Origin of the sequence: Streptomyces sp. SPB074 (assembly GCF_000154905.1) — a bacterium.
In the GTDB taxonomy this organism is placed as follows: domain Bacteria; phylum Actinomycetota; class Actinomycetes; order Streptomycetales; family Streptomycetaceae; genus Streptomyces.
Map to the genome: position 1 here is coordinate 3524971 of NZ_GG770539.1, position 9629 is coordinate 3534599.

10 protein-coding genes and 1 pseudogene are annotated in these 9629 nt (G+C 69.9%); 6 read left to right on the forward strand and 5 right to left on the reverse strand.

From position 1 onward, the window contains the following. Positions 1–33: 33 nt before the first annotated feature. The 3 genes from SSBG_RS14525 to SSBG_RS14535 form a co-directional block, all read right to left on the reverse strand. Positions 34–1065 (reverse strand): alanine racemase, encoded by a 1032-nt coding sequence (locus tag SSBG_RS14525; protein WP_008746870.1) that lies wholly within the window; start codon positions 1063–1065, stop codon positions 34–36. 95 nt (positions 1066–1160) lie between these two features. Beyond that, complete coding sequence (locus SSBG_RS14530; protein WP_008746871.1) at positions 1161–2282, reverse strand: lipid II:glycine glycyltransferase FemX; 1122 nt, start codon at positions 2280–2282, stop codon at positions 1161–1163. Positions 2283–2749: 467 nt separating this feature from the next. Then, positions 2750–3082 carry a hypothetical protein gene (locus SSBG_RS14535; protein WP_008746872.1) on the reverse strand — a complete coding sequence of 111 codons (333 nt, stop codon included), beginning with the start codon at positions 3080–3082 and terminating at the stop codon, positions 2750–2752. Between the two features lie 267 nt (positions 3083–3349). Here SSBG_RS14535 and rpsF point away from each other — a divergent pair, with 267 nt between their 5' ends. The 4 genes from rpsF to rplI all read left to right on the forward strand — a co-directional run bounded on the left by rpsF (position 3350) and on the right by rplI (position 5062). Continuing rightward, positions 3350–3640, forward strand: a complete 291-nt coding sequence (gene rpsF, locus SSBG_RS14540) for a 30S ribosomal protein S6 (protein WP_007824576.1) — start codon at positions 3350–3352, stop codon at positions 3638–3640. A 77-nt stretch (positions 3641–3717) separates the two neighbouring features. After that, on the forward strand, positions 3718–4305 hold the full coding sequence (locus SSBG_RS14545) for a single-stranded DNA-binding protein (protein WP_008746873.1): 588 nt from the start codon (positions 3718–3720) through the stop codon (positions 4303–4305). 56 nt (positions 4306–4361) lie between these two features. Beyond that, on the forward strand, positions 4362–4598 hold the full coding sequence (gene rpsR, locus SSBG_RS14550) for a 30S ribosomal protein S18 (RefSeq protein ID WP_008746874.1): 237 nt from the start codon (positions 4362–4364) through the stop codon (positions 4596–4598). Positions 4599–4615: 17 nt separating this feature from the next. After that, positions 4616–5062, forward strand: a complete 447-nt coding sequence (rplI, locus tag SSBG_RS14555; RefSeq protein ID WP_008746875.1) for a 50S ribosomal protein L9 — start codon at positions 4616–4618, stop codon at positions 5060–5062. Positions 5063–5277: 215 nt separating this feature from the next. Here the strand turns inward: rplI and SSBG_RS14560 are convergent, their stop codons facing one another. After that, positions 5278–6615 (reverse strand): MATE family efflux transporter, encoded by a 1338-nt coding sequence (locus SSBG_RS14560; RefSeq protein WP_008746876.1) that lies wholly within the window; start codon positions 6613–6615, stop codon positions 5278–5280. 385 nt (positions 6616–7000) lie between these two features. Here SSBG_RS14560 and dnaB point away from each other — a divergent pair, with 385 nt between their 5' ends. Beyond that, entirely contained in the window at positions 7001–8548 is a 1548-nt protein-coding gene (gene dnaB, locus SSBG_RS14565) for a replicative DNA helicase (RefSeq protein ID WP_008746877.1), read from the forward strand. A gap of 240 nt (positions 8549–8788) precedes the next feature. After that, positions 8789–9091 carry a hypothetical protein gene (locus tag SSBG_RS14570; protein ID WP_037871468.1) on the forward strand — a complete coding sequence of 101 codons (303 nt, stop codon included), beginning with the start codon at positions 8789–8791 and terminating at the stop codon, positions 9089–9091. 424 nt (positions 9092–9515) lie between these two features. On the opposite strand, the pseudogene SSBG_RS35795 reads toward SSBG_RS14570, so the two are convergent. Beyond that, positions 9516–9629 (reverse strand): annotated as a pseudogene (locus SSBG_RS35795) (maleylpyruvate isomerase); the annotation flags it as partial.

The following is a 9629-nucleotide window of genomic DNA, read 5'->3' on the forward strand; positions in this document are numbered from 1 at the left end:
CCTTCGCCGTACCGGAACGTGCGGGTCGCGCGCTCAGCGCTCCACGACGCGGTCGAACTGCGTCGTCGTGTGGCGCAGGTGCGCCACCAGTTCCTCGCCCACCCGCGGTTCGGCGGCGTCCCCGGGCACGAAGAGGATCGAGACCTGCATGTGCGGCGGTTCGGCGAACCACCGCTGCTTGCCGTCGTGGACGAACGGCGAGAGGTTCCGGTTGACCGTGGCGAGACCGGCCCGCGCCACGCCCTTCGCGCGCGGCATCACGCCGTGCAGCGCCTTGGGCGCCTCCAGCCCCACACCGTGCGACGTGCCGCCCGCGACGACGACGAGCCAGCCGTCCGAGGCCGCCTTCTGCTGCCGGTAGCCGAACCGCTCGCCCTTCGCGACCCGGGTCACGTCGAGAACCGTCCCCCGGTACTGGGTCGCCTCGTGGTCACCGAGCCAGAGCAGGGTCCCGATCCGGGCGCGGAACCGGGTCTGCGGGAACTGCTGGCTCAGCCGGGCCAGCTCGTCCGCCTTGACGTGGCTCACGTACATCGTGTGGAGCGGCAGCCGCGCCCCGCGCAGCGCGTCCATCCACGCGATGACCTCCTCCACCGCGTCCGTGCCGTCGGTGCGGTCCAGCGGCAGGTGGATCGCGAAGCCTTCGAGGCGCACGCCGTCGATCGCGCTGCCGAGGGCCTGAAGATCGCTCCGGGACACACCGTGCCGCTTCATCGAGGACATGACCTCGATCATCACGCGCGCGCCCACCAGGGCCTGGACCCCGTCCACCGAGGACACCGAGCGGATCACCCGGTCCGGGAGCGGCACCGGCTCCTCACCGCGGCGGAACGGGGTGAGGACCAGCAGATCGCCGCTGAACCAGTCCTTGATCCGCGCGGCCTCGTACGTGGTGCCGACGGCGAGCATGTCGGAGCCGAAGCGGGTCGCCTCCTCGGCGAGCCGCTCGTGGCCGAAGCCGTAGCCGTTGCCCTTGCAGACCGGGACGATCCCGGGGAACTGTTCGAGGACGTGCTTGTGGTGTGCCCGCCAGCGCGTGGAGTCGACATACAGCGTGAGCGCCATGGCCGGTCCCGGACCTTTCTTCTAGCTGTGTGGTGCAGAGGGGCGTGCCGCGCGGGAACCGGCGGGGGCCGGGCGCGGCAACGCGAGGGGGAGGGTCAGCGCCGCGACATGTAGATGTCGAGCGCCTTGTGGAGCAGCTTGTTGAGCGGGAAGTCCCACTCCCCGAGGTACTCCGCGGCCTCTCCCCCGGTTCCCACCTTGAACTGGATGAGGCCGAAGAGGTGGTCGGTCTCGTCGAGCGAGTCGCTGATGCCGCGCAGGTCGTAGACGCTCGCGCCGAGCGCGTAGGCGTCGCGGAGCATCGCCCACTGCATCGCGTTCGACGGGCGCACTTCGCGCCCGATGTTGTCCGAGGCGCCGTACGAGTACCAGACGTGCCCGCCGACGACGAGCATCGTGGCCGCCGAGAGGTTCACCCCGTTGTGACGCGCGAAGTACAGGCGCATCCGGTTCGGGTCCTCGCTGTTCAGCGCCTGCCACATGCGCTCGAAGTACGCCTGCGGGCGGGGCCGGAACTTGTCGCGGATCGCGGTGATCTCGTAGAGCCGCTGCCACTCCGCGAGGTCGTGGTAGCCGCCCTGGACGACCTCCACCCCGGCCTTCTCGGCCTTTTTGATGTTGCGCCGCCACAGCTGGTTGAAGCCCTTGTGGACCTCTTCCAGGGAGCGCCCGGCGAGCGGGACCTGGAAGACGTAGCGGGGCTGTACGTCGCCGAAGCCCGCGCCGCCGTCCTCGCCCTGCTGCCAGCCCATCCGCCGCAGCTTGTCGGCGACCTCGAAGGCGCGCGGCTCGATGACGTCCGCCTCGATGTCGCGCAGCCGCTTGACGTCCGGGTCCTGGATGCCCTGCTTGATCGTCGGCGCCTTCCAGCGGCGGATGACGACCGGGGGACCCATCTTCACCGAGAAGGCGCCCTGCTTTTTGAGGTGCGCCAGCATCGGCTGGAGCCAGTCCTCCAGGTTCGGCGCGTACCAGTTGATGACCGGGCCCTCGGGCAGGTAGGCGAGGTACCGCTTGATCTTGGGGAGCTGGCGGTAGAGGACGAGGCCGGCGCCGACGAGCTGCCCGGTCTTCTCGTCGATCCAGCCGAGGCTCTCCGAGCGCCACTCCGACTTCACGTCTGCCCAGGCGGGGACCTGCATGTGGCTGGCCGCGGGCAGGCTCTGGATGAAAGCCAGATGGTGCTCGCGGCTGATGGTCCTCAGGGTCAGGCTCATTCGGGGCGCTCCTCGGGCTGGTGTGTCCCCATCGGTACAGGGCTCCGGCTCTCGCGCCGAAGCCTACTGCGCCTGTGCGGGGCGCTCACTGGGCCGTACCGCTCGCCCGGGCGGGCACGGGAGCGGTGGCACGGCCGGACGGGGGCGGCGACCGGACGCGGACACTGCTCCAGCCGGGCGAAGCGGCGGACGCGGCGGCCTGTCCGCCGGGACGTCGGCGGCGGAGGCGGTGCGGGGGTGGCGGTTCAGGGGCGGCGGTTCGGGTGGTGCTTTTGGGAGCGAGGCGGACACCGTGCGCAGGGAAAGCCCGCGACGCCGGGGCCCTCCGCATCTGGGGCGGAGGGACTCCGGCGCCGCGGGCCGTCGGCCCGGGCGGTGGTGCGGTGCCGGGCGGTGTGGTCGGGCTGGGAAGGGGTGCGGTGGCGGGCTGGAGGGCTCCGCGAGTGATGGCGGGGTGAGCCGGGGGCTCAGCCGCCGATCACGCCGCCGAAGAGGCCGCCGTGGGCCATGCCGACGAGGAGCCCGATCCCCGCCGCACCCATGCCGATGATCAGCCCGAAGCGCTCGCGGGTGGTGACGGAGATGTACTGCCCCCAGCCGCCGACCGCGAGCCCGACGAGCCCTGCCCAGGAGCTGAGCAGGTGGAAGCTGTGGAAGAAGGACGAGACGAAGGCCAGGAACCCCAGCGCGACGGTGAGCGCGGTGAGGGTGTTCTGCAAGGGATGCGGCCGTCCGTCTCCGGAGACGAGCGAGTTCGCAGAGGGCTGATGTGCGGACGGGGGACGTATTGCCTGTGCCATCGGGCACCTCCTGACGGGACCGGCACCCGGTAGCGCCGGTCACATCCGTTCTGTACAGATTGCGTCCCCTCGCGGCCGGATTTCAACCGGAAGCGGGTGTGCGGGTACTGTGTACCGTCTGCGCCGGTGTCTGTCCGGCCACCCGGACGGCCCTCCTCCTCGGCGGAGGGCGCGTTGTCAGTGGGGCCCAGTACCGTCGCTACGCATGAACAACCCTCCTGCCACGGATTGTCCGTGGCCGCTGAGTCCGAAGGAGGTGGGTTACCTATGCGTCACTACGAGGTGATGGTGATCCTCGACCCCGATCTCGAAGAGCGCTCTGTCGCTCCCCTGATCGAGAGCTTCCTCTCCGTCGTCCGCGAGGCCGACGGAAAGGTCGAGAAGGTCGACACCTGGGGCCGTCGTCGTCTGTCCTACGAGATCAACAAGAAGCCCGAGGGGATCTACTCGGTCATCGACCTCCAGGCCGAGCCCGCGGTCATCAAGGAGCTCGACCGTCAGATGAATCTGAACGAGTCGGTCCTCCGGACCAAGGTCCTCCGTCCCGAGACCCACTGAGCGCTCTGGCTCAGGGACTCGCGGACGTCGAGTAGCCACGTACCCGCCAGAGCACATTCCGCCGAGAGGTACATCCCATGGCAGGCGAGACCGTCATCACGGTCGTCGGCAATCTTGTCGACGACCCGGAGCTGCGCTTCACCCAGTCCGGTGCGGCCGTCGCGAAGTTCCGCGTCGCGTCCACCCCGCGCACCTTCGACCGGCAGACCAACGAGTGGAAGGACGGCGAAAGCCTCTTCCTCACGTGCTCGGTCTGGCGGCAGGCCGCGGAGAACGTCGCGGAGTCGCTGCAGCGCGGCACCCGCGTCATCGTTCAGGGCCGGTTGAAGCAGCGGTCCTACGAGGACCGTGAAGGCACCAAGCGCACGGTCTACGAGCTGGACGTCGACGAGGTCGGCGCCAGCCTGCGCAATGCCACCGCCAAGGTCACCAAGACCAGCGGCGGGGGCGGGCGCGGCGGCCAGGGAGGCTACGGCGGAGGCCCGCAGGACGGCGGCTGGGGCGGAAACCCCGGCGGCGGTCAGCAGCAGCCGCAGCAGGGCGGTGGCGGTGCACCCGCCGGCGACCCCTGGGCCACCGGTGCTCCCTCCGGCGGAGGGCAGCAGGGTGGCGGCGGCTGGGGCGGGAACTCCGGCGGCGGCTACTCGGACGAGCCCCCCTTCTAGGACCTTCGGGTCCTGGGGTGGGCCTTCCCACTTCTTGATCACACAGGAGAAACACCATGGCGAAGCCGCCTGTGCGCAAGCCTAAGAAGAAGGTCTGCGCATTCTGCAAGGACAAGGTCACGTACGTGGACTACAAGGACACGAACATGCTGCGGAAGTACATTTCCGACCGCGGCAAGATCCGTGCCCGCCGCGTGACCGGCAACTGCACCCAGCACCAGCGCGATGTCGCCACGGCCGTGAAGAACAGCCGTGAGATGGCGCTGCTGCCCTACACGTCCACCGCGCGCTGAGAGAGGGTGACCATCGCATGAAGATCATCCTCACGAACGAGGTCTCCGGTCTCGGTGGCCCCGGCGAGGTCGTCGACGTCAAGGACGGGTACGCCCGTAACTACCTGGTCCCGCGTGGTTTCGCGATCCGCTGGACCAAGGGTGGCGAGAAGGACGTCGCGCAGATCCGTCGCGCGCGCAAGATCCACGAGATCGCCACGATCGAGCAGGCCAACCAGATCAAGGCCGAGCTGGAGGGTGTCAAGGTCCGCCTTGAGACCCGCTCCGGTGACGCCGGCCGTCTGTTCGGCTCCGTGACCCCGGCCGACATCGCCTCGGCGATCAAGGCCGCGGGTGGCCCGAACGTGGACAAGCGCCGCATCGAGCTGACGACGCCGATCAAGTCGCTCGGCGCCCACGAGGCGTCCGTGCGTCTGCACCCCGAGGTGGCCGCCAAGGTCAGCATCGAGGTCGTCTCCGCCTGAGCGTCTCGCTGACGCGAAGCAGCGAGGGGGCCGCACCACACGTGGTGCGGCCCCCTCGGCGTGTCCGGGGCCCACCGGTACCCCTCCGGTTCGACGCGTCCGTGCGCGAGGGATGTTTCACGTGGAACATCCGGTATCACCCGCTCCAGCGGATTCGCCGGGCTCGCGATGTGGTGACGGTTTCACGATGTTTCACGTGAAACATTCCCGCTGGTTCAGCGGCTCGCTCCCGTGATGACCCAGCGCCCCGAGCGCGAGCGCCACCAGAGAGTGAGCATTCGGACGGCCATCATGAGCGCCATCGCTCCCCACAGCGCCGTGAGCCCGCCTCCCCAGACGGGGACGAGCAGGGCGACCGGGGTGAAGACCGCGAGGGTGAGGAGCATGGCGACGGCGAGGTACCGCCCGTCCCCCGCCCCCATCAGCACCCCGTCGAGTACGTAGACGATCCCGCAGACCGGCTGGACGAAGGCCACGACCAGGAGGGCCGGGAACGCGGCGTCGTGGACGACGGAGTCCCCGGAGAAGAGCGGGATGTACAGCGGCCGTCCCGCGATGACGAGCGCGCCGAGCCCGACGCCCGACGCGATGCCCCAGTGGACCATCCTGCGGCACACGTTCTTGGCGCCCTCGGCGTCGTCCGCCCCCAGGTAGCGTCCGATGATGGCCTGTCCCGCGATGGCGATGGCGTCGAGGGCGAAGGACAGCAGGCTCCACAGGGAGAGCACGATCTGGTGCGCGGCGATGTCGGCGTCGCCGAGGCGCGCCGCGACGGCGGTGGCGATCAGGAGGATCGCGCGGAGCGAGAGGGTGCGGACGAGGAGCGGGGCCCCGGCGCGGGCGCTGTCGCGTATCCCGGCGAGGTCGGGGTGGAGCGAGGCGCCGTGGCGGCGGGCACCCCGTACGACCACGGCGAGGTAGACGAGCGCCATGCCGCACTGGGCGATCACCGTGCCCCAGGCGGAGCCGGCGATGCCGAGGCCCGCTCCGTAGACGAGGACGGCGTTGAAGACGCCGTTGGCGAGGAAGCCGCCCACGGCGACGTAGAGCGGTGTCCGGGTGTCCTGGAGCCCGCGCAGGACACCGGTGGCCGCCAGGACGACGAGCATGGCCGGGATGCCGAGGACGGAGATGCGCAGATAGGTCGTGGCGTACGGTGCCGCGGTACCGGAAGCGCCGAAGACATCGACCAGCCAGGGGGCGGCGGGAACGGCGATGGCGACGACCAAGGCCCCGAGGAGCAGGGCCAGCCAGATGCCGTCGATGCCCTGGCGCAGCGCGGCGGCGAGATGGCCCGCGCCGACGCGCCGGGAGACGGCCGCCGTGGTCGCGTAGGCGAGGAAGACGAAGACGCTGACCGCCGTGGTGAGCAGGGCGGAGGCGACGCCGAGGCCGGCGAGTTGCGGGGTGCCGAGATGCCCGACGATGGCGCTGTCCACCATGACGAAGAGCGGTTCCGCGACGAGGGAGCCGAAGGCCGGGAGCGCGAGGGCGACGATCTCGCGGTCATGCCGGCGCAGGGCGGCACGGGACTGCTCGGGAGGGTGGGTCATGGACTCAATCTAATCTTCCACAGGTAAGATACGCAAAGAGCTGAGGTCCTTACGTTCGGAAGCGGTGGGCTTGCGCGGGGCTGTCCGATTTCGGGATCTTGGGCCACTCGGGAAATTTTTTCTTCCCCACAGGCAGTGGATGAGGAAACCCCAGTTCAGGAGCGGTCCTCAGGGTGAGGGGTGTCCTTGCGGGCGGAGCTTTCCACCGGCTCATGCACAGGTTCGGGCGAGTTCTCCACAGCTCTGGGCTGGTTATCCACAGCGCCTGTGGATAACCAGATTGGCTGACGGTGCCGACGGGCCTAACGTTATGCGGCGCCCACCGTGCGGCGGCGCGTGGAACGGCACGGCAAGGTCCGTTCCACGGATGTGAGGAGGAGGCCCGGTGAGCATTTCCGAGCCCTTGGACGATCCCTGGGCCGAGAGCGGGCCCGGTGACCGGCTGCCGCCTTCTCGCAGGCGCCGCGAAGAGGGTGACGGGGACGCTCGCGCGGACGGCCACAGCGGGCGCGGGGACCAGGCGCGCGGCGGTCAGGGCCGGGGTGAGCAGGGGCGCGGCGAGCGCCACGACCGGGGCCGGGAGAACGGCGACTGGGACGGCCCGGCCGCCTTCGAACGCGTACCCCCGCAGGACCTCGACGCCGAGCAGTCGGTGCTCGGCGGCATGTTGCTCTCCAAGGACGCCATCGCCGACGTCGTGGAGATCCTCAAGGGCTCCGACTTCTACCGGCCCGCGCACGAGGTCGTCTACCAGGCCATCCTCGACCTGTACGCGAAGGGCGAGCCCGCCGACCCGATCACGGTGGCCGCCGAGCTGACCCGGCGCGGTGAGATCACGAAGGTCGGCGGCGCCCCGTACCTGCACACGCTCGTGCAGACGGTGCCGACCGCCGCCAACGCGGAGTACTACGCCGAGATCGTCCACGAGCGGGCCGTGCTGCGCCGCCTCGTCGAGGCGGGGACGCGCATCACGCAGATGGGGTACGCGGCGGACGGCGACGTCGACGAGATCGTCAACAACGCGCAGGCCGAGGTCTTCAAGGTCACTGAGCAGCGCACGAGTGAGGACTACCTCCCGCTCGGCGACATCATGGAGGGCGCGCTCGACGAGATCGAGGCGATCGGCTCCCGCAGCGGCGAGATGACCGGTGTCCCGACGGGCTTCGCGGACTTCGACGCGCTGACCAACGGGCTGCACCCGGGGCAGATGGTCGTCATCGCGGCCCGTCCCGCGATGGGCAAGTCCACGCTCGCGCTCGACTTCGCCCGTGCGGCGTCGATCAAGAACAACCTCCCGAGTGTCATCTTCTCGCTCGAAATGGGCCGCAACGAGATCGCGATGCGTCTGCTGTCGGCCGAGGCGCGCGTCGCGCTGCACCACATGCGGTCCGGCACGATGACGGACGAGGACTGGACGCGCCTCGCGCGCCGGATGCCGGAGGTCTCGGCGGCGCCGCTCTACATCGACGACTCGCCGAACCTGTCGATGATGGAGATCCGCGCGAAGTGCCGGCGGCTCAAGCAGCGCAACGACCTCAAGCTCGTCGTGATCGACTACCTCCAGCTCATGCAGTCCGGTGGCAAGGGCCGGGCGGAGAGCCGTCAGCAAGAGGTCTCGGACATGTCCCGAAACCTCAAGCTGCTCGCGAAGGAGCTGGAGATCCCGGTGATCGCGCTCTCCCAGCTGAACCGTGGACCCGAGCAACGTACCGACAAGAAGCCGATGGTCTCCGACCTGCGTGAATCAGGCTCGATCGAGCAGGACGCCGACATGGTCATCCTGCTGCACCGCGAGGACGCCTACGAGAAGGAGTCCCCCCGCGCGGGCGAGGCCGACCTGATCGTCGCCAAGCACCGCAACGGCCCGACCGCCACCATCACGGTCGGCTTCCAGGGCCACTACTCCCGCTTCGTGGACATGGCCCAGGTGTGAGGGAGCGCGTTGCGACGTCCAGGTTTTCGCGTCGGAATCCTGCGGCTGGTGTTGGCTGACTGCCGGATCTGATCCGACAGCGTGATGAGACGTCGCTCCTACGGCGTCGGCGGTTGGCAGGTGTCCGGCATCGAGTGGGCGGGCATCGCACCTTCACAGTCGTTGACTTCGTGTCGGTCGGGCCAGCACTCAGGCCCGCTCCCCTGTCCGGCACGGCACCATGTGCTGGTGACCACATGGATGCGCTGCTACTGGGACGAGGAAGACGTCTGGTTTCACTTCGAGGTCGGAGCGGGTGGCTGGGTAACCAGGCAAGTCGAACTCCAAGGGCCTGCGTTGACACCCATCGCGGCCGCCTCCCTCGCCGAGTGGCAGGAGGCCCACGAAGCGGGGCGCCTCGGCGCATACGACAGCAGGTTCGGGATCACGGCCGAGCTGCCCGTCTCGGAATGGGAAGGGCACGAGCCCGAACGGCTCACCTCCGAGGAGTTCGAGGAGATCTGGCGCACTGCCCGTCGGCAGCTCGCCTCCCGGCCGAACTGACCTCTCGGCTCCGCCGAAGACGCTGGACGCCGCGCGCGGGGTGGGTCCCTCGCCGACATCCCCGGCGTGGCCGGACGGGAGCAACGAGTCGCCGCTTCCTCCACGTTGCCGCGCGCCGTTCCCGCCTCCGCCCTCCTGGAGAAGGTGAAGACCCACACTGGGCTCGCTCTGCGCACTTCGCCCGCACGCGCCGGGGAGACGGGGCGCCGACGGTGACCCTGGCGGGAGGAGCGGGTGCGTGGCATTCCGGGAGTGCGTCACCGCCCGCGAGCGGGGCGCCGACGGTGTTCCACGTGAAACCGCCGGGGCTCATCGCCGTCCTCGCGCACGATGCCCGGGGGGCCGGGGCCCCGATATCCGAGCGCGAGTGCGCGTGGCCGCCCGCCCGAGGGCGGCCCGGGGCCCGTAAGGCGTGGTCCGCCTCTCAGCCGAGGATCAGGGGGAGGCGTACCGGTGCCGCCGCGCGTTCCTCGGGGGTCGGGATGCGGCGGCCGGTGCCGATGAGCAGTGCCTCGCGGTCCGAGAAGGAGGGCGGGAA